The following is a 16,913-nucleotide window of genomic DNA, read 5'->3' on the forward strand; positions in this document are numbered from 1 at the left end:
CTTATATCGCAAGCGGCCATGACCAACCCGCCCGACGCCTCCCTCGCCACCCGCCGCAAACGGCTTTATTACCGCGCCAACCATCGCGGCACCTATGAGAATGATCTGCTCATCGGCGGCTTCGTCAAGGAAACCATCGAGACGATGAGCCCGGCGGAGCTGGACGAGCTGGAGGCGGTGATGGAATTTCCGGATGCGGAGCTGGCCGATTGGCTGACCGGCCGCCAGCCCGTGCCCGCCCATGCCGACAGCCCGATGCTGCGGCGCATCCGCGAGGCGGCGCTGAACCGCGCATGATCACCGTTTACGGCGCGCCGGAGGGGGTGGACGCGCTCGCCCTGGTCCGGCGGCTGGGCGAGCGGGAGGGGCCGGTGCTCCACATCGCCCGGGACGATGCCCGCCTCGCCGCGCTCACCGAGGAAATCGCGTTTTTCGGGCCGGAGGTGGAGGTTCTCTCCTTCCCCGCCTGGGATTGCCTGCCCTATGACCGCGTCTCCCCCAATGGCGCGCTGGTGGCGGAGCGTATCGCGGCGTTGAGCCGGCTGGCGGCCGGGCCGGCCCGCAAACGCATCGTTCTCACCACCGTCAACGCCGCCTTGCAAAAGGTCATACCGCGCGCCGCCTTGGCCGGGGCGGGCATCAGCCTCGCCAAGGGCGACCAGGTCTCCCTCACCGATATCGCCGCCTTTCTGGAGGCGGATGGCTACCGCCGCACCGGCATGGTGATGGATGCGGGCGAGTTTTCCCTGCGCGGCGGCATACTCGACGTGTTTCCCGCCGGGGCCAGCCAGCCGGTGCGGATCGACATGTTCGGCGACGAGATCGAGAGCCTGCGCTATTTCGACACCGAGACGCAGCGTTCCGGCGAGCCGCTGACCCGGCTCGAATTTCATCCCGCCTCGGAATTGCCCCTGGATGGCGCCTCGGTGGCGCGGTTCCGCGGCCAATGGCGGGAAATGTTCGGCGCCAAGGCCATGGAGGACCCGCTTTACGCCGCCATTTCCGAGGGGCGGCGCCATCCCGGCGCGGAGCACTACCTGCCCCTGTTCACCGAGGGGCTGGAGACGGTGTTCGATTACGTGCCCGGCGCCTCCATCAGCCTCGACCATCAGGCCGGGGCGGCAGTGGCGGCGCGGCTGGAGATGATCGCCGATCATTACGCCGAGCGGCGGCAGCCGCCTCGCGCGGGCGAGCCCATCTACCGGCCCATCCCGCCGGACCTGCTCTACCTGGACCAGGCCGGATGGGACGCCGCCCTCGCCCGCGCCCAGAGCTTCGTCTTTTCCCCCTTCGCCAGGCCGGAGGGCGGCGCGCCGGGGCTGGATCTCGGCGGCCGTCCCGCCCCCATTCTCAGCGGCCAGGGCGCCTCGGCCTTCGAGACGCTGGCCGGGCTGAAGGCCAAATGGGCGGAAAGCGGCCGCGCCATCATCATCGCCGCCTGGAGCGCCGGCTCGCGCGCCCGTCTCAGCCTGATGCTGCGCGAGCATGGGCTGGGCGAGACGCGCGCCGTGGTCTCGGCGGATGAGGCCCGCGCCTTGCCGCCTGGCGCCATTGGCCTGGCGGTGCTGCCGCTGGAGCGCGGCTTCGTCACCGACCGCCTGGCCGTGGTGGCGGAGCAGGACCTGCTCGGCTCGCGCATCGCCCGCCCGCCCAAGCGCCGCCGCCGCGCCGACCAGTTCATCGCCAACGCCACCGAGATCGAGGCGGGCGATCTCGTCGTCCACCAGGATCACGGCATCGGCCGCTATGAGGGGCTGGAGACCCTCACGGTCAACGGCGCCCCGCATGACTGCCTCAAGCTGATCTATGATGGCGGCGACAAGCTGTTTCTGCCGGTCGAGAATATCGACCTGCTCTCCCGCTTCGGCCAGGAGGGCGAGGGCGTGGCCCTGGACAAGCTGGGCGGCGCCTCATGGCAGGCCCGCAAGGCCCGGGCCAAGCACCGCATCCAGGACATGGCGGCGGGCCTCATCCGCCTCGCCGCCGAACGGCAGATGCGCGACGCGCCGCTGCTGGTGCCAGAGGAAGGCAGCTTCGCGGAGTTTTGCGCCCGCTTCCCCTATACCGAGACCGAGGATCAGGCCCGCGCCATCGCCGATGTGCTGGAGGATTTCGCTTCTGGCAAGCCGATGGACCGGCTGATCTGCGGCGATGTCGGCTTCGGCAAGACCGAGGTGGCGTTGCGCGCCGCCTTCGTCGCCGCCATGGCGGGCACCCAGGTGGCCGTTGTGGTTCCCACCACCTTGCTCGCGCGCCAGCATTACCGGTCCTTCGCGGCCCGTTTCGCCGGGCTGCCGGTGAAGGTGGCGCAACTCTCCCGGCTGGTCTCGGCCAAGGAGGCGGCGCAGATCAAGGCCGGGCTCGCGGATGGCTCGGTCAATATCGTCATCGGCACGCACGCGCTGATGGCGCCGGGCATCCGCTTCGCCCATCTCGGCCTGCTGATCGTGGATGAGGAGCAGCATTTCGGCGTCAAGCACAAGGAGCGGCTGAAGGAGCTGAAGGCCGACGTGCATGTGCTCACCCTGACCGCCACGCCCATCCCCCGCACGCTGCAACTGGCGCTGACCGGGGTGCGCGACCTCTCCCTCATCACCACCCCGCCGGTGGACCGGCTGGCGGTGCGCACCTTCATCATGCCCTTCGACAGCCTCGTCATCAAAGAGGCGATCGCGCGGGAGAAATTCCGTGGCGGCCAGATTTTCTGCGTGGTGCCGCGCATCGAGGATCTTGAGCCGATGGCGGCGCGGCTGCGCGAGATCGCCCCGGAGGCGCGCACCGTGCTCGCCCATGGGCGGCTGCCCGCCACGCAGCTGGAGCGGGTGATGACCGAGTTCGGCGAGGGGAAATTCGACATTCTGCTTGCCACAAACATCGTCGAATCCGGGCTGGACATGCCCGCCGTGAACACGCTCATCGTCCACCGCGCGGATATGTTCGGCCTGGCCGGGCTTTACCAGCTGCGCGGGCGGGTGGGGCGGGGCAAGCAGCGCGGTTATGCCTATCTCACCTGGCCGCCGCATCACCGGCTTTCCGCCGCCGCCACCAAGCGGCTTGAGGTGATGCAGACGCTCGACACGCTCGGCGCCGGCTTCACCCTTGCCAGCCACGATCTCGATCTGCGCGGCGCCGGCAACCTGCTCGGCGATGAGCAATCCGGCCATATCCGCGAGGTCGGTATCGAGCTTTACCAGCAGATGCTGGAGGATGCGGTGAACGAGCTGCGCGCCCGCACGCGCGAGGGCAAGCGCCAGGAGCGGGACTGGACGCCCAACATCAATCTCGGCCTGCCGGTGCTCATCCCGGAGAGCTACGTGGCGGATCTGCCCATCCGCCTCGGCCTCTACCGGCGCATCGCCGGGCTCGGCTCGGATGCCGAGAGCGAGGCGCTAGCCGCCGAGCTGGTGGACCGTTTCGGCCCGCTGCCGGGCGAGGTGGAAAACCTCCTCGCCACCATGGCGCTGAAGCGCGCCTGCCGCATCGCCAATGTCGAGAAGCTGGATGCCGGGCCCAAGGGCATGGTGATCGGCTTTCACAAGAACGAGTTTCCCAACCCCGCCGGCCTCATCCGCTGGATCGGCGCCAAGGGCGGCTTGATCAAGCTTCGCCCGGATCAGAAGCTGGTAGTGACGCGGGAGATGGATGTGAACGCCCGCGTGGCCTTTGCGCGGGATGTGCTGGCCGCGCTGGTGCGGCTGGTGGAGGAGCCGGAGGCGGCGTAGCGCGCATGAAAAACCGCGCGGGGCCGGGAGGCCGCCGCGCGGGGTTTGGGGATTGGCCAGGCTTTACAGTGACTGCCAGTAGGAAGCGGCGCAGCTCACCGCCGAAGGGGTATTGGGATGCTCGTTCGCCTCCTTCTGGGCGGCGATATTGCCGGTGGCCGCGGCCTGACCGACGGAATTGATCACGTCATGCACCGGCCCGGAATTGGTGCCGGTCACATTGGCCGCGGTTTGGCTGACATCGTGTTTTTCCAGCGCCTGGCAGACATTGGTGCTTCCACCCGCCGCCATCGGCACGATGAAGAAGATAGCCACTGCAATGATGATCACGCCAATAATGGCGGGGGCGGCTCGCATAATGATCACACTCCCATGCTTGTTCGAGGTCTATTGAGCATGCTTCGCTCTGCCACCCAGATGGGGGCAACGTCGCGCTTCTCAAATGAATTCAAAATGAACGCTTTGTGAGGGTTGCTTTAGAAATCGGAGCACCGGCCGTTTTTCTCCCAATCGCCGTAACGGGTCGGCTCGGGTCCGGAGGGGCCGCCGATCTCCTTCGGGCGCGGGGCGGGCGCCGCGGCGGCGGGGGCTGGCTTGCCGGGTTGGGTCGCGGGAGTCTTGTCCATGGCGCTGTTATAAGCCGGCGGCGGCCGCGGCGCCATCCCCGCCGGCTTCACGGCTGCCCCCCGGCCTGGGTGATGCGCTGCTCGTCCAGCGCGCGCCAGCTCGCCCCCGGCGGGGCGTTGGCCAGGGATTGGCGGAACAGGGCCAGAGCCTCGGGCGTGACCGTATTGGCCTGCTCGGAAAGCGCCTCGGCCAGATAGGCCTGCCCCTGGCTGGCATCGGCGGAATCGGGTGCCACCTTGGCGAGATGCGCCCGCAGCAGCGCGATGAGCTGGTCCAGCCTGGCATCCGCGGCGGCCTTTTCCGCCAGCCAGCGCGTATGGGGCTCGGAGGGGATTTGCGGCGCGGCGGTGGGCAGATAGAGCACGAACCCGCCCAGGGGGAGCAGGATCAGCAGCAGGAGCAGCAACAGGCGGGCGCTGCCATCGCCGGGCTGGGCGGGTAGTTGATCGGCGGTGAGCAGGCGGCGCTCGATCTCCAGCCTCGCCCCCTCATACTCCGCCGGGCCGATCCGCCCTTCCTCGCGCTCCCTCGCCAGCTCGGCCAGCTGCGCCCGGTGCAAGGCGAGCGCCGCCTCGCGCCGCTGCACCAGCGGGCCGGGCCGCCGGAAGATGAGCAGCAGCGGCAGGGTCAGCGCCAGCGCCGCGGCCAGCATCGGCAGCAGCGCCATCATTTCAGCAACTCCTCCAGCCGCGCCCGCTCCTCCGGGCCGAGCGGGGCGGCGCCGACCGGGCGCTGCCGCCGCGCCAGCCAGAAGGCGGCGAAGCCCGCGAGCAGGGCCAGCAAGGGCGAGGCGTAGAGCGCCCAGGTCAAGGGCGAGACCGGCGGTTTCAGCAGCACGAAGATCCCGTAGCGCTGGACCATGTAATTCTTGATCCCCTCATCGGGCACGCCTTGCGCCACCTGCTCGCGGATGAGCGTGCGCAACTGCCGGGCCAGCCCGGCCGAGGAGTCCTCGATGCTCTCATTCTGGCAGACCAGGCAGCGCAGCTGGCCGCCGATCGCCTCGGCGCGGTTTTCCTGGGCCTGGGTGAGCGTGACGCCGTCGCGCACCACCATGGTCTCGGCCAGGGCGAGGCTGGGCAGCAGCAGGCCGAGCAGCAGGAGAAGGCGTGTCATGAATAGCGCCGGAACAGGGGCATGATCTGGCCGCGCACCACTTCCGGGGTGAGCGCCCCGGCATGGCGCAGCCGCACGATGCCGCTCTTGTCGATGAAATAGGTCTCCGGCACCCCGTACACGCCCCAATTGATGGCCGTGAGGCCGGAGGCATCCGCGGCGAGCCGGGCGTAAGGGTCGCCGGCCTGCCGCAGAAACGCTGCGAGATCGGCGGGCTGGTCCTGGTAGGCGATGCCCCAAAGGGGGATGCCCGCCGCGGCGAGGTCGCGCAGCACGGGCGCTTCCTCCCGGCAGGGGGCGCACCAGGAGGCGAACCAATTGACCAGCAAGGGCTGGGGCAGGGCAAGCAGGTCGGTATTGGCGAAGCCCGGCTGGCCATTGGCGCCGGGCAGGCTGAAGGCGGGCGGGCGCTTGCCGATGAGCGGCGAGGGCAGGGCGCGCGGGTCGTAATCGTCGCGCCCCATGCGGCGGAGAATCGTGTAGAAGCCGGCCCCGCCCGCCGCCGCGGCGGCCAGCGGCAATGCGAAGAGCAGGCGGCGGCGCGCGGGCGACATCAGGCCGCGGCGCCGCCGGGCAGGGGTTTGCGGAAGGGCGCGCCGACGCGCAGCCGCCGGTCGGAGAGCGAGACCAGCCCCCCCAGCGCCATGATCAGCCCGCCGAACCAGATCTCCGGGGCGCCGGGATGGCGGTTCAGGCGCAATTCCGCGCCGCCATCGCGCTCATCGGCGAAGACGGCGTAGAGATCCTGCCAGCCATTGGTGTGAATCGCGGCGTCATTGGTGACGACGCCGCCCGGAAACATCCGCCGGGCGGGATGCAGGGTGAGGAATACCCGTCCGCCCTCGCTCACCGTGAGATCGGCGACCCGCTGGGCATAATTGGGGCCGGGCGCGTCATGAAGGTCCGCCAGGGTCCATTCATAACCGCCCAGCGTGGCGGATTGCCCCGGCTTGAGCACGACCACCTTTTGCGCCGCCAGGGTCATCGCCGCGATGCCGAGCACGGAGACGCCGAAGCCGATATGCCCGAGCGCGGCGCCGAAAGCGGCGCGCGGCGGCAGCACCAGCCCGCGTCCGCGCCACAGCCCAGCCCGCCCGGCCAGTTCGGTGAGGGCGGCGCCCACCACCCAGGCCCCGCCCGCCAGCCCCAGCGCGGCGATGAAATGGCGCGTGGCGCCAACCAGAATGAACACCAGCCCCGCCACCGCTCCCGCCAGCCATAGCCGGTGCAGCACCGGGTACAGATCCGCCCGCTTCCAGGGCAGGAGCGGTCCCACCCCCATCGCCAGGATCACCGGCGCGGCGAGCGGCAGGGCCGTCTGGTTGAAGAAGGGCGCGCCCACGGAAAGCTGCGCCCCGAACAGCAGATTGACGAAGGGAGGATACAGGGTGCCGGTGAACACCACGGCGGCGATGGCGCAGAGGAAGATATTGTTGAGGATGAGCGCGCTCTCCCGGCTGATGGGCGCGTAGACGCCCCCCCCTGCCAGCGCCGGGGCGCGCAGGGCGAAGAGCAGCAGCGAGCCGCCAATGGCGAGGCCGAGCAGCCCGAGGATGAACAGCCCCTGATCCGGCGCGGCGGCGAAGCTGTGCACGGAGTTGAGGATGCCCGAGCGCACCAGAAACGTGCCGGAGAGCGAGAGCGAGAAGGTGGCGATGGCGAGCAGCACCGTCCACGCCTTCAGGCTCTCGCGTTTTTCCACGACGATGGCGCAATGGAGCAGGGCCGTGCCGGTGAGCCAGGGCAGCAACGCGGCGTTTTCCACCGGGTCCCAGAACCAGTAGCCGCCCCAGCCGAGCGTGTAATAGGACCACCAGCTCCCCAAGGTGATGCCGCCGGTGAGAAAGCACCAGGAGAGCAGCACCCAGGGCCGCACCCAGCGGCCCCAGGCGGCGTCGATCCGCCCCTCGATCAGCGCCGCGATGGCGAAGGCGAAGGCGACCGAGAAGCCGACATAGCCGGCGTAGAGCACCGGCGGATGAAAGGCGAGACCGGGGTCCTGCAGGATCGGATTCATGCCCGCCCCGTCCAGCGGCGGCGGCCAGATGCGGGTGAACGGGTCCGAGACCATGAGGGTGAATAGCAGAAACCCGCAGGAAACCAGGCCGAGCACCCCCAGCACCCGCGCCCGCAGGCTGGCGGGCAGGCGCTGGCCGCCCAGTGCCACCGCCGCCCCGCAGAGCGAGAGGATGAGGCACCAGAGCAGGATCGAGCCGTCGTGATTCCCCCAGATGCCGGTGATCCGGTAGAGCAGCGGCGTCTTGGCCGAGGAGAAATCGGCGATGTTCTCCACCGTGAAATCGGAGACCACCCCTGCCCAGGCCAGAGCGAGAAAGGCGAGGCCGATGGCGGCGGTATGCAGCAAGGCGAGCAGCGGCGTGGCGGCCAAGGCGCGGGGGTCGCGCAGCCCCGGCGCGGCGATGCCGACCACCCCCTGGGCGCAGGCCAGCGCCACCGCCATCGCCAGGCAGAAATGCCCGAGTTCGGGGATCATGTTCCGGCTCCCTTCGCCTTCTCCCCACCCCAGCTATCGGCGGCGGGGGGCGGGCCGAAACGCGGGTCCCATTTGCCGCTCTCCTTCAGCGCCTGCTCCACGTCGCGGGGCATGTAATCCGCGCCGTGCTTGGCCAGCACCTCATCGGCCACGAACACCCCGCCGGGGCCCATCGCGCCGATCGCCACCACCCCCTGGCCCTCGCGGAACAAATCCGGCAGCACGCCGGAGAAGCGCACCGGCACGGCGGCGCGGCCATCCGTCACGGCAAAAAGGGTGGTCGGCGTCTGGCCGGAGAGCTGGGTTTTCACCGTGCCTTCCTGGACGATCCCGCCGAGCCGGAAGGTCTGGCCCAGCGGCGGCGCTTTCGCCGCCACCTGCCGGGGCGAGAGAAAATAGGTGAGGGAGGAGGAAAACCCGGCCAGCGCCAAAGCCGTCGCTCCGCCCAGGCAGGCCAGGCAGACCAGCACGAGATAGAGCCGCCGCGTCCTGGGAGCGCGCATCAGAGGCGTTCGGCCTGGGCGAGGCGCGCGGCGGCGCGGCGGTAGCGCGCCAGCGCCAGCCAGCCGGCGGCGGCGAGAAAGGCCACCGTCACGCCATAGGCGGCGTTGATGAAAGGCCAGACGGCGATGCTCTGGCTCATGGCGCGCGCTCCGCCGCCGCGCGCAGCAGGGCGGCGGTCTTGCGCTCGGCGATGGCGGCGGACATCCGCGCCACCACCAGGGTAACGAAGGTGAGGTAGAAGCCCAGCGCCGAGACCAGCAACGGATAGAGCATGGTGGGGTAGATGCGCGAGCCGGCGAGGGAGACGCTGTTGCCCTGGTGCAGCGTGTTCCACCACTGCACGGAAAAGACGATGACCGGCAGGTTGACCGCTCCGGCCAGGGCGAGGATGGCGGCGGCCCGGTAGGCATGAGCCTTGTTGTCGAAGGCGCGGATCAGCGTGATGTGGCCGAGATAGAGAAAAAACAGGATCAGCACGGAGGTCAGCCGCGCGTCCCATACCCAATAGGCGCCCCACATCGGCCGGCCCCAAAGCGCGCCGGAGACGAGGCAGATGCCGGTGAAGCCCGCGCCGACCGGGCCGATCTCCTCCGCCGCGATATCCGCGAGCGGATGCCGCCATACCAGCGAGACGAAGGAGCAGAGGGCGAGCGCCGCATAGCCCGCCATCGCCACCCAGGCGGCGGGCACATGGGCGTACATGATGCGCGCGGCGTCTCCCTGCTGCCAGTCGGCGGGGGCGAACCAGTAGCCCCAGGCGAGGCCGGCGACGGTGAACCCCAGCGACGCCGCCGCCAGCCAGGGCAGGGCGGGACGCGCCAGTTTTTGAAACCGCCCGGGATTGGCGAGATAATGAAACCAGCCGCCGGGGCGGGCGGGTCTGCGCGCGGGCAGGACGCTTTCCTTCATGCGAGGGTTTTAGGCCAGGACGGCGCGGATTTGAAGCGGCGTGAATCTCCTGTAGGAAGCTGGGCTTCATGAACCACTGGCTGGTCAAATCGGAGCCGGACGCGTTTTCCTGGCAAGACCAGCTCCGCCATGGCGTCGAGCCCTGGACGGGGGTGCGCAACCATCTCGCCAAGCGCCATTTGCGGCAGATGCGCCGGGGCGATCTCGCCTTCTTCTACCACTCAAATACCGGGCGGGAGATCGTCGGCATCGTCGAGGTGGCGCGCGAGGCCTATCCCGACCCCACCGCTGGGACGGGCGATTGGGTCTGCGTGGACATGAAGGCGGTCAAGCCCCTGGCGCGGCCCGTCACCCTTGCCCAGCTCAAGGCCGACCCCAGATTCAAGGACCTTGCCCTGCTCCGCTATTCCCGGCTCTCCGTGGCGCCGGTGAGCCCGGAGCATTGGGCGATGATATGCGAGATGGGAGGTCTGAGATGAGCGAGCAAGCGGTGCTGGCCGGTGGGTGCTTCTGGTGCCTGGAGGCCGCCTATGACGATCTGGCCGGGGTGGAGAAGGTGGAATCCGGCTATACCGGCGGCCAGGTGGATTCGCCCAGCTATAAGCAGGTTTGCACCGGCGCCACCGGCCATGCCGAGGCGGTGCGGATCACCTACGATCCTGCGGTGATCTCCTATGCCGATCTCTTGCGGGTCTTCTTCACCATCCACGACCCCACCACCCTCAACCGCCAGGGCAACGATATCGGCCCGCAATACCGTTCCGCCATCTTCTATGCCACGCCGGAGCAGAAGGCGGCGGCGGAGGCGGCCGTCGCCGAGTTCACGCCCATATGGGGCCGGATCGTCACGGAGCTTGCCCCCCTCGGCCGGTTCTGGCCGGCCGAGCCGGAGCATGAGGATTACTTCGCCCGCAACCCCGGCTCCGGCTACTGCCAGGCGGTCATCGCCCCGAAAATCGCCAAGCTACGCAAAACCTTCCGCGACCGGCTCAAGCAGCCGGCCTGACTCTCAGGCGCTGGCCGCGTCCAGCGCCGCCATCGCCTCGTCATCCAAATGCAGGCTGGCGGCGCGGATCAGGCTCTCCATTTGCTTGAGGCTGGTGGCGCTGGCGATGGGCGCGGTGATGCCCGGTTTCTGCCGGCACCAGGCGATGGTGATCTCCGAGGGCTGCGCCCCCAGCCGGTCCGCCTGGGCCAGCAGCGCCGCCAGCACCTTGCGGCCTTTCTCCGTGGCGAGATATTGCCGCGCCGCGACGCCGCGCCCCCCGGTGCAATCGGCCTCGCTGCGGTATTTGCCGGTGAGAAAACCGGAGGCGAGGGCGTAGTAATTGATGACGCCCAGGGATTCGCGCAGGCAGAGATCCCGCAATTCCGCCTCGAAGGCGGGCCGTTCCATAAGGTTGTAGAGCGGCTGCAGGCTCTCATAGCGGGGCAGGTGATGCGCCTGCGCGGTTTCCAGCGCCTGTTTCAGCCGGGGCGCGCTGTAATTCGAGGCGCCAATGGCCCGCACCTTGCCCGCTTTGATCAGCTCGGCGAAGGTGCTCAGCGTCTCCTCCAGCGGCGTCTGCGGATCGTCCTGATGCGCCTGGTAGAGGTCGATATGGCTAGTTTGCAGCCGGGTCAGCGAGGCGTCCACCGCCGCGAGGATCCGCCGCCGGGAGAGGCTGGCCGGGATATCGCCCATCGCCATGCCCACTTTGGTGAAAATCAATACCTGGTTGCGGTTGCCCCGCTCCTTCATCCAGGCGCCGATGATCGCCTCGCTCTCGCCGCCGGTATGGCCCTCGACCCAGGTGGAATACATATCGGCGGTGTCGATGGCGTTGAGCCCGCCCGCCAGCGCCGCGTCGAGCAGCTTGAGCGAGGTGGCGATATCCGCCGTCCAGCCAAAGACATTGCCGCCGATCACCACGGGCGGCACGGCGAGCCCGGAACGTCCGAGCGGTTTGGTGGGGAGCGTCATGGTCCAAATCCTTCCAGCACGATTTTACCGATCACCCGGTCCGACTCGATGGCCGCATGGGCGCGCAGCAGATTGGCGGCGTTGATGGGGCCGAAATTTTCGGTCATCGTCGTCCGCAGGGTGCCATTATCCACGAGATGGGCGATCGCCTCCAGCGTGCGGTGCTGCGCGCTCATGGTGGGGGTATGGAGCATCCCGCGGGTGAACATGTATTCCGTGTGCAGCGTGGCGCTCTTGTGGATGAGGGGCGAGACGTCCAGCGCGCCGGTATTGGATTCGATGATGCCCATCGCCCCTTCCGGCGCCAGCAATTCCACCAGCTTGCGGAAATGCTGCTTCACATGGGTGACACAGAAAATATGGTCGGGCGGCGCCAGCCCCGCCTGCAAAATCTGCGCGCCGAGATCGTGATGATGGTTGACGACATGGTGCGCGCCCATCGTCCGGCACCATTCCTGCGTCTCCGGCCGGGAGGCGGTGGCGATCACCATCATGTCGGTCAGCTGCGCCGCGAGCTGGGTGGCCATGGAGCCCACCCCGCCCGCCCCGCCGACGATGAGCAGCGTGCCGCCCTGGGGCTGGTCGCGGGGGATGCGGAACCGGTCGAACAGCATCTCCCAGGCGGTGAGGGAGGTGAGGGGCAGCGCCGCCGCCGCCGCGAAGCTCAGGGATTTGGGCTTGTGGCCGACGATGCGGTCATCGACGAGATGGAACTCCGCATTGGTGCCGGGCCGGTCCGGCACGCCGGCGTAGAACACCTCGTCGCCCACCGAGAAATTCTGCACCTCGGGGCCGATGGCGCGCACGATCCCCGCCGCGTCGAAGCCGAGCACGCGCGGCTCGCCCAGCGGCTCGCCCACCCGGCGGATCTTGGTGTCCACGGGATTGACCGAAACCGCCTTGATCTCGACGAGAAGATCGTGATGCCGGGGCACGGGCACCGGCAGCTCGATATCGATGAGGGCGTCGCTTTCGGTGACCGGGCGGGCATGGGTGAAGGCAACGGCTTTCATGGCGGCTCTTTCAGTTGGCGTTGATCAGCGGAATTTGGGGTGAAGCATTGGCATGGCTCAGCCGATCCGCAACAGGCTGGCCCCATGGCGGGTCAGCCATGCGGTGGCCTCCTGCCTATGGGGGGTGAGCTGCTCGGTGAGCGCCCAGAATAGCGGGCCGTGATTCATGTGGCGCAGATGCGCGACCTCGTGCGCCACCACGTAATCCTGCACGAGATCCGGCGCGCAGATCAGCCGCCAGCAGAAAGCGAGCGTGCCATCCGGGGCGCAACTCCCCCAGCGCGAGCGCGTGTCCTTGATCCGCACGGCGCGCGGGCGCAGCGCCAGCGTCTCCCCCTTGCGCGCGGCCAGGGCGGTGAGACGGGCGCGGGCCTGCCGCTTGAGGCAGTCGGCCACGCGCCGGGGTAGAAATTCCGGCTCGCCGCTCACCAGGATTCGTCCCGGCTCGATCCAGGCGCCGCCGCGCCCGCCCGGCACGGCGACGATCTCATGCGCGACGCCGCAGAGCGGCACCAGCGCCCCCGGCTTGAAGGCGAGCATGGCGGGCAGGGCCTCCAGCCGCTCGCTCACCCACCGCTCATGGGCGTGGAGAAGGTCGAGACCCGCCCGGCGCGAGGCCCGCACCGGCAGGGTGATCACCACGCCCCGCGCCGGGTCCACGCGCAGGGAGATGCGCCGCGCCCGCGCCGAGCGCCGGAAGGCGACGGCGATGAGCGCGCCCTGCACCGGCACCAGCTCGGTCACGTCCACGCCGGCGCTCATGCGCGCCGCCGCCGCGGCGCCCGCCCCGGCCAGTCCACGACGTGATGCTCCAACGGGCCCGCCTGGCGCTCGTCCAGGCACCGCCCCGCCACCGAGGCCCCGGCCTCGGCCACGCTCTCCGCCCGGCCGCTGCGCAACGGGTGCCAGGCGGGCAGGTCCTTGCCTTCCCGCACCAGCCGGTAGGCGCAGCTGGGCGGCAGCCAGTCGATCGCCTCCAGCCGCTTGGGCGTCAGCTTGACGCAATCGGGTATCAGGGTCTTGCGGTTGGCGTAATCCCGGCAGCGGGCGGTCTTCGTGTCCAGCAGGCGGCAGGCGACATTGGTGAACTCGATCTCGCCGGTATTCTCGTCGCGCAGCTTGTGCAGGCAGCAGCGCCCGCAGCCGTCGCAGAGGGATTCCCACTCCGCCCGGCTCATCTCCCCCAGCGTCTTGTTCCGCCAGAATCCCATATGCCCAGCATAGCCGAGCTTGCCTCCCCGCGCCACGCCCCGTTGCGGCGGCGCGGCCCGGCGTGGCACACTCCCCGCCATGTTGAGACGCATGATATTGGCGGGGTTGGGCGGCGCGGTTCTTCTGCCGCGCGCGGGGCTGGCGGCGGCGGGGTTTCCCGCCTTTCTGGCGCGGTTGCAGGCGCGGGCGCGGGCGGCGGGCATCCCCGATGCCGTCATCCAGGCGACCACGGCGGGTCTCGTGCCCAACCAGCAGGTGCTGACGCTGGATCACCACCAGCCGGAATTCACCCTCACCTGGGCGCAATATTCCAGCCGGGTGCTCAGCCAGGCGCGCATCGACGCCGGACGCCAGAAATACCAGGCCACGCAAACCCTGCTCGCCGCCATCACCAGCCGCTACGGCGTCTCAGCCGATGTCATGCTCGGCATTTGGGGGCTGGAGACGAATTTCGGCGCCAATCAGGGTGATTTCAATGTCATCGACGCGCTCACCACCCTCGCCTGGGATCGCGGCAGCGCTTATTTCGGCAATGAGGCGATCAAGGCGATGCGCATCGTCGCGCTGGGCGACGCGCCGGTCGCCAATCTGCTCGGCTCCTATGCCGGGGCGATGGGCCAGCCCCAGTTCATGCCCAGCACCTATCTCAGCACGGCGGTGAGTTTTTCCGGCCAGGGGGCGCCGGATATCTGGGGCTCCGATGCCGACGCGCTGGCCTCGATGGCGAATTACCTGGCCAAGGCGGGGTGGCAGACAGACGCCCCCTCCTCCGAGCCGGTGCTCGCCCCCGCCAGCCTCGGCCCGGCCCAAACCGGGCGGCAGACCCTGCGCAGCCTGGCCTATTGGCAGGCCCAGGGCGTGCAGCGCCTGCCGGGCGCCGCGCCGCTGCCCGCCGCCACCCCGGCGGCGCTGTTGCTGCCGGATGGCGCGGGCGGCCAGGCCTTCCTCGTCTACGCCAATTTCTCGGCCATCCGCCGCTATAACCCCTCGGATTACTACGCTCTCGCCGTGGGGGCGCTGGGGCGGCTGATTCTGGCATGACCAACCGCGCCATCCTGGGCTTGTGCGCCGCGCTGGCCGGCTGCATGGCCAAGTCGCCGCCACCGCCGGGCCCGGTCGCCTATACCGTGGGCCAGCCCTACCAGGCGGGGGGCGAATGGCGCTACCCGCGCGAGTTCACCAGCTACGATGTCACCGGCCTCGCCGTGGTGATCAAGGATCACCACGGCGCCTACACCGCCGATAACGAACCCTACGACCCGGACGGGCTGGCGGCGGCGAGCCCGGTTCTGCCATTGCCCAGCATCGTCACCGTCACCAATCTGGTCAACGGCTATTCCCTGCGCGTGCGGGTGAATGAGCGCGGCCCGGATGTGCCGGGGCGGGTTCTCGCCGTCACCCCGCGCGTCGCCCGCCTGCTCGGCTTTCCGCCCGGCGGGGTGGTGGAGGTCGAGGTGCGGCTGGATACGGCGGCCAGCAGCGCCCTGCAGAGCACGCTGGGGGCCGGGCCGCGTCTGGCGGCCGCGCCGGTGGCGGGCATCACCGCGCAAACCCTGCCGCCCCCCGGCCAGGGCGGGGCCGCCAGCCCGGCGCAACAGCTTCTCCCGGCGGGCGCCGCCGCAACCGGCATGGCCAGCGCCCGGCTCGATGGCCAGGTGACGGTCTTGCCGCCCGCGCCCGGCCCGCTCTGGGTGCAGGTGGCCGGGTTCGGGCAGGAAGCCGACGCCGCCCGCCTCATGGCGCGGCTTTACGGCCTGCCCGCGCGGGTGGTGCCGCTCTCCGGCGGCGACCGCCTGCTCTGGGCCGTGAATATCGGCCCCTATCGCTCGGTGGCGGCGGCGGACCAGGCGCTGCGGCGGGTGCTGGACATGGGCATCGCCGGTCCCGAGATCGTCGTGCGCTAGCCATGGCGGGGGGCCTGTTCGTCACGCTGGAGGGGCCGGAGGGGGCTGGCAAAACCACCGCCGCCGCCGCGCTCACCGCCCGTTTGCGGGCGGAGGGGCAGGAGGTGCTGCTCACCCGCGAGCCGGGCGGCACCCAAGGGGCCGAGGCGGTCCGCGCCCTGCTGCTCAACCAGGCGGTGCCGCTCGATCCGCTCGCCCAGACCCTGCTGCATTTCGCGGCGCGGGCGGATCACGTGGCGCGGCTCATCCGCCCGGCCCTGGCGCGCGGCGCGCTCGTCATCTGCGACCGGTTTCACGATTCGACCATGGCCTATCAGGCCTATGGCCAGGGGGTGGACCAGGAGGCGGTGCGCGCGCTCATCTCCCTCATCGGCCTCAGCCCCGATCTCACCTTTCTGCTGGACCTGCCGGAGGCGGAGCGCCGCCGCCGCCTGGCCCTGCGCGGCGGGGCGGAGGACCGTTACGAGGCGATGGGGGAAGCGTTCTTCCAGCGCGTGGCGGCGGGGTTCGAGGCCATCGCGGCGGCGGAGCCGGCGCGGTTCGCGCGCGTCGCGGCCAGCGCCGCGCCGGAGGCGCTGGCCGCCGAGATGCGCCGTATCCTCAAGCAAAGGACCGGGCGCTGATGCCGCCCGAGCCGCGCGCCAACCCGCATTTTCTCGGCCATGAGGGCGCGGTCTCCGCCTTGCGCCACGCCGCCCTCTCCGGGCGGCTGCACCATGGCTGGCTGCTGGCCGGGCCGCCCGGCATCGGCAAGGCGACGCTCGGCTACCGGTTCGGGCGCTGGCTGCTGGCGGGCGGGCGGACGGAGGATCTGTCGGTCCCGGAGAGTTCCGGCGTGTTCCGCCGCGTCGCCGCCGGCACCCATCCGGATTTCTTCACCGTCGAGCGGCGGGTCAACGCCAAAACCGGCAAGCTGCAAGGCGAGATCGTCATCGCCGCCATCCAGGAGGCGGGGGCCTTCATGCGCCTCACCCCGGCGGAGGGCGGGTGGCGGGTGGTATTGGTGGATGGCGCCGAGGATATGAACCCCAACGCCGCCAACGCGCTTTTGAAGCTGCTGGAGGAGCCGCCCGCCCGCGCCATTCTCCTGCTGGCCTCCGCCGCGCCGGGGCGGCTGCTGCCCACCATCCGCAGCCGATGCCGGATGCTGCCGATGCCGCCGCTGGAGGAGAGCGTGATGGCGCGGCTGCTGGGAGAGTATCTGCCGGAGACAAGCGAGGCCGCCCGCGCCCGCCTGGCCGCCCTGGCGGAGGGGAGCATCGGCAACGCTCTCACCCTCGCGGGCGGGGAGGGCGTGGCGCTGGCCGCGCTGGTGGATGAGGTTCTGGCCGCGCCTCCCGCCCCCGCCCGCGCCCAGGCCATCGCCGAGGAGGCGGCCCGCGCCGCCGAGGGCGAGGACCGCTTCGAGCTGTTCTTCTCCCTGCTGCGCCGCCGCCTCGCCGCCCGCGC

The 16,913-nt window shown here is 70.0% G+C and carries 21 protein-coding genes; 8 read left to right on the forward strand and 13 right to left on the reverse strand.

The annotated features are described in order from the left end of the window. The first annotated feature begins 18 nt into the window (after positions 1-18). Together M7H45_RS05190 and mfd are read left to right on the forward strand one after the other, a co-directional pair. Positions 19-297 (forward strand): succinate dehydrogenase assembly factor 2, encoded by a 279-nt coding sequence (locus tag M7H45_RS05190; RefSeq protein ID WP_298215185.1) that lies wholly within the window; start codon positions 19-21, stop codon positions 295-297. Further along, complete coding sequence (gene mfd / locus M7H45_RS05195; RefSeq protein ID WP_298215186.1) at positions 294-3,722, forward strand: transcription-repair coupling factor; 3,429 nt, start codon at positions 294-296, stop codon at positions 3,720-3,722. The genes M7H45_RS05190 and mfd overlap by 4 nt, the downstream gene beginning before the upstream one ends. Positions 3,723-3,785: 63 nt before the next feature. Here the strand turns inward: mfd and M7H45_RS05200 are convergent, their stop codons facing one another. The 9 genes from M7H45_RS05200 to ccmC form a co-directional block, all read right to left on the reverse strand. Then, on the reverse strand, positions 3,786-4,088 hold the full coding sequence (locus tag M7H45_RS05200; protein ID WP_298215187.1) for a hypothetical protein: 303 nt from the start codon (positions 4,086-4,088) through the stop codon (positions 3,786-3,788). A 110-nt stretch (positions 4,089-4,198) separates the two neighbouring features. Beyond that, positions 4,199-4,384, reverse strand: coding sequence for a DUF1674 domain-containing protein (locus M7H45_RS05205; protein WP_408832512.1), 186 nt, complete (start codon positions 4,382-4,384; stop codon positions 4,199-4,201). Between the two features lie 11 nt (positions 4,385-4,395). After that, complete coding sequence (gene ccmI, locus M7H45_RS05210; RefSeq protein ID WP_298215189.1) at positions 4,396-5,019, reverse strand: c-type cytochrome biogenesis protein CcmI; 624 nt, start codon at positions 5,017-5,019, stop codon at positions 4,396-4,398. Beyond that, positions 5,016-5,465: a cytochrome c-type biogenesis protein gene (locus tag M7H45_RS05215; protein WP_298215190.1), complete on the reverse strand. Its 450-nt coding sequence runs from the start codon at positions 5,463-5,465 to the stop codon at positions 5,016-5,018. The genes ccmI and M7H45_RS05215 overlap by 4 nt, the downstream gene beginning before the upstream one ends. Beyond that, the gene (locus tag M7H45_RS05220; protein ID WP_298215191.1) at positions 5,462-6,019 is read right to left on the reverse strand and encodes a DsbE family thiol:disulfide interchange protein; all 558 of its coding nucleotides are present in this window, start codon (positions 6,017-6,019) and stop codon (positions 5,462-5,464) included. The genes M7H45_RS05215 and M7H45_RS05220 overlap by 4 nt, the downstream gene beginning before the upstream one ends. Next, entirely contained in the window at positions 6,019-7,959 is a 1,941-nt protein-coding gene (locus tag M7H45_RS05225; protein ID WP_298215192.1) for a heme lyase CcmF/NrfE family subunit, read from the reverse strand. Before M7H45_RS05225 ends, M7H45_RS05220 begins: the two co-directional genes overlap by 1 nt. Continuing rightward, the gene (ccmE, locus tag M7H45_RS05230) at positions 7,956-8,462 is read right to left on the reverse strand and encodes a cytochrome c maturation protein CcmE (RefSeq protein ID WP_298215193.1); all 507 of its coding nucleotides are present in this window, start codon (positions 8,460-8,462) and stop codon (positions 7,956-7,958) included. Before ccmE ends, M7H45_RS05225 begins: the two co-directional genes overlap by 4 nt. Then, positions 8,462-8,602: a hypothetical protein gene (locus M7H45_RS05235; RefSeq protein ID WP_298215194.1), complete on the reverse strand. Its 141-nt coding sequence runs from the start codon at positions 8,600-8,602 to the stop codon at positions 8,462-8,464. Before M7H45_RS05235 ends, ccmE begins: the two co-directional genes overlap by 1 nt. Next, positions 8,599-9,372, reverse strand: coding sequence for a heme ABC transporter permease CcmC (ccmC, locus tag M7H45_RS05240; protein WP_298215195.1), 774 nt, complete (start codon positions 9,370-9,372; stop codon positions 8,599-8,601). The genes M7H45_RS05235 and ccmC overlap by 4 nt, the downstream gene beginning before the upstream one ends. Positions 9,373-9,440: 68 nt before the next feature. Between ccmC and M7H45_RS05245 the strand changes: the two genes are divergently transcribed. Beyond that, positions 9,441-9,851: an EVE domain-containing protein gene (locus tag M7H45_RS05245; protein ID WP_298215196.1), complete on the forward strand. Its 411-nt coding sequence runs from the start codon at positions 9,441-9,443 to the stop codon at positions 9,849-9,851. Beyond that, positions 9,848-10,378, forward strand: coding sequence for a peptide-methionine (S)-S-oxide reductase MsrA (msrA, locus tag M7H45_RS05250; RefSeq protein WP_298215197.1), 531 nt, complete (start codon positions 9,848-9,850; stop codon positions 10,376-10,378). Before M7H45_RS05245 ends, msrA begins: the two co-directional genes overlap by 4 nt. 3 nt (positions 10,379-10,381) lie before the next feature. Here the strand turns inward: msrA and M7H45_RS05255 are convergent, their stop codons facing one another. Genes M7H45_RS05255 through M7H45_RS05270 form a run of 4 tightly spaced genes read right to left on the reverse strand, consistent with a single transcriptional unit; the run spans position 10,382 to position 13,559 of the window. Beyond that, positions 10,382-11,335: an aldo/keto reductase gene (locus M7H45_RS05255; protein WP_298215198.1), complete on the reverse strand. Its 954-nt coding sequence runs from the start codon at positions 11,333-11,335 to the stop codon at positions 10,382-10,384. Then, positions 11,332-12,348, reverse strand: a complete 1,017-nt coding sequence (locus M7H45_RS05260; protein WP_298215199.1) for a zinc-binding alcohol dehydrogenase family protein — start codon at positions 12,346-12,348, stop codon at positions 11,332-11,334. Before M7H45_RS05260 ends, M7H45_RS05255 begins: the two co-directional genes overlap by 4 nt. A 57-nt stretch (positions 12,349-12,405) precedes the next feature. After that, complete coding sequence (locus tag M7H45_RS05265; RefSeq protein WP_298215200.1) at positions 12,406-13,110, reverse strand: M48 family metallopeptidase; 705 nt, start codon at positions 13,108-13,110, stop codon at positions 12,406-12,408. Further along, complete coding sequence (locus tag M7H45_RS05270; protein ID WP_298215209.1) at positions 13,107-13,559, reverse strand: YcgN family cysteine cluster protein; 453 nt, start codon at positions 13,557-13,559, stop codon at positions 13,107-13,109. Before M7H45_RS05270 ends, M7H45_RS05265 begins: the two co-directional genes overlap by 4 nt. Positions 13,560-13,638: 79 nt before the next feature. On the opposite strand from M7H45_RS05270, the gene M7H45_RS05275 reads away from it, so the two are divergent. The 4 genes from M7H45_RS05275 to M7H45_RS05290 all read left to right on the forward strand — a co-directional run. Continuing rightward, the gene (locus M7H45_RS05275; protein ID WP_298215201.1) at positions 13,639-14,601 is read left to right on the forward strand and encodes a lytic transglycosylase domain-containing protein; all 963 of its coding nucleotides are present in this window, start codon (positions 13,639-13,641) and stop codon (positions 14,599-14,601) included. Next, entirely contained in the window at positions 14,598-15,464 is an 867-nt protein-coding gene (locus M7H45_RS05280) for an RlpA-like double-psi beta-barrel domain-containing protein (RefSeq protein ID WP_298215202.1), read from the forward strand. Before M7H45_RS05275 ends, M7H45_RS05280 begins: the two co-directional genes overlap by 4 nt. Positions 15,465-15,466: 2 nt before the next feature. Continuing rightward, positions 15,467-16,087: a dTMP kinase gene (gene tmk / locus M7H45_RS05285; RefSeq protein ID WP_298215203.1), complete on the forward strand. Its 621-nt coding sequence runs from the start codon at positions 15,467-15,469 to the stop codon at positions 16,085-16,087. Further along, positions 16,087-16,913, forward strand: an 827-nt coding sequence (locus tag M7H45_RS05290) for a DNA polymerase III subunit delta' (protein ID WP_298215204.1), incomplete at its 3' end; no start/stop codon positions are given. The genes tmk and M7H45_RS05290, both read left to right, overlap by 1 nt.

The sequence above is a fragment of the Acidocella sp. genome, from assembly GCF_027352905.1.
Lineage (GTDB): Bacteria > Pseudomonadota > Alphaproteobacteria > Acetobacterales > Acetobacteraceae > Acidocella.

What these genes read in the sequence shown, in the direction of transcription:
- M7H45_RS05225 (WP_298215192.1), bottom strand. Translation starts at nt 7,959, where the DNA reads ATGATCCCCGAACTCGGGCATTTCTGCCTGGCGATGGCGGTGGCGCTG.
- M7H45_RS05220 (WP_298215191.1), bottom strand. Translation starts at nt 6,019, where the DNA reads ATGTCGCCCGCGCGCCGCCGCCTGCTCTTCGCATTGCCGCTGGCCGCC.
- ccmC (WP_298215195.1), bottom strand. Translation starts at nt 9,372, where the DNA reads ATGAAGGAAAGCGTCCTGCCCGCGCGCAGACCCGCCCGCCCCGGCGGC.
- msrA (WP_298215197.1), top strand. Translation starts at nt 9,848, where the DNA reads ATGAGCGAGCAAGCGGTGCTGGCCGGTGGGTGCTTCTGGTGCCTGGAG.
- tmk (WP_298215203.1), top strand. Translation starts at nt 15,467, where the DNA reads ATGGCGGGGGGCCTGTTCGTCACGCTGGAGGGGCCGGAGGGGGCTGGC.
- mfd (WP_298215186.1), top strand. Translation starts at nt 294, where the DNA reads ATGATCACCGTTTACGGCGCGCCGGAGGGGGTGGACGCGCTCGCCCTG.
- M7H45_RS05270 (WP_298215209.1), bottom strand. Translation starts at nt 13,559, where the DNA reads ATGGGATTCTGGCGGAACAAGACGCTGGGGGAGATGAGCCGGGCGGAG.
- ccmE (WP_298215193.1), bottom strand. Translation starts at nt 8,462, where the DNA reads ATGCGCGCTCCCAGGACGCGGCGGCTCTATCTCGTGCTGGTCTGCCTG.
- M7H45_RS05245 (WP_298215196.1), top strand. Translation starts at nt 9,441, where the DNA reads ATGAACCACTGGCTGGTCAAATCGGAGCCGGACGCGTTTTCCTGGCAA.
- M7H45_RS05280 (WP_298215202.1), top strand. Translation starts at nt 14,598, where the DNA reads ATGACCAACCGCGCCATCCTGGGCTTGTGCGCCGCGCTGGCCGGCTGC.
- M7H45_RS05190 (WP_298215185.1), top strand. Translation starts at nt 19, where the DNA reads ATGACCAACCCGCCCGACGCCTCCCTCGCCACCCGCCGCAAACGGCTT.
- M7H45_RS05215 (WP_298215190.1), bottom strand. Translation starts at nt 5,465, where the DNA reads ATGACACGCCTTCTCCTGCTGCTCGGCCTGCTGCTGCCCAGCCTCGCC.
- M7H45_RS05275 (WP_298215201.1), top strand. Translation starts at nt 13,639, where the DNA reads ATGTTGAGACGCATGATATTGGCGGGGTTGGGCGGCGCGGTTCTTCTG.
- M7H45_RS05205 (WP_408832512.1), bottom strand. Translation starts at nt 4,384, where the DNA reads ATGGCGCCGCGGCCGCCGCCGGCTTATAACAGCGCCATGGACAAGACT.
- M7H45_RS05260 (WP_298215199.1), bottom strand. Translation starts at nt 12,348, where the DNA reads ATGAAAGCCGTTGCCTTCACCCATGCCCGCCCGGTCACCGAAAGCGAC.
- M7H45_RS05255 (WP_298215198.1), bottom strand. Translation starts at nt 11,335, where the DNA reads ATGACGCTCCCCACCAAACCGCTCGGACGTTCCGGGCTCGCCGTGCCG.
- ccmI (WP_298215189.1), bottom strand. Translation starts at nt 5,019, where the DNA reads ATGATGGCGCTGCTGCCGATGCTGGCCGCGGCGCTGGCGCTGACCCTG.
- M7H45_RS05265 (WP_298215200.1), bottom strand. Translation starts at nt 13,110, where the DNA reads ATGAGCGCCGGCGTGGACGTGACCGAGCTGGTGCCGGTGCAGGGCGCG.
- M7H45_RS05235 (WP_298215194.1), bottom strand. Translation starts at nt 8,602, where the DNA reads ATGAGCCAGAGCATCGCCGTCTGGCCTTTCATCAACGCCGCCTATGGC.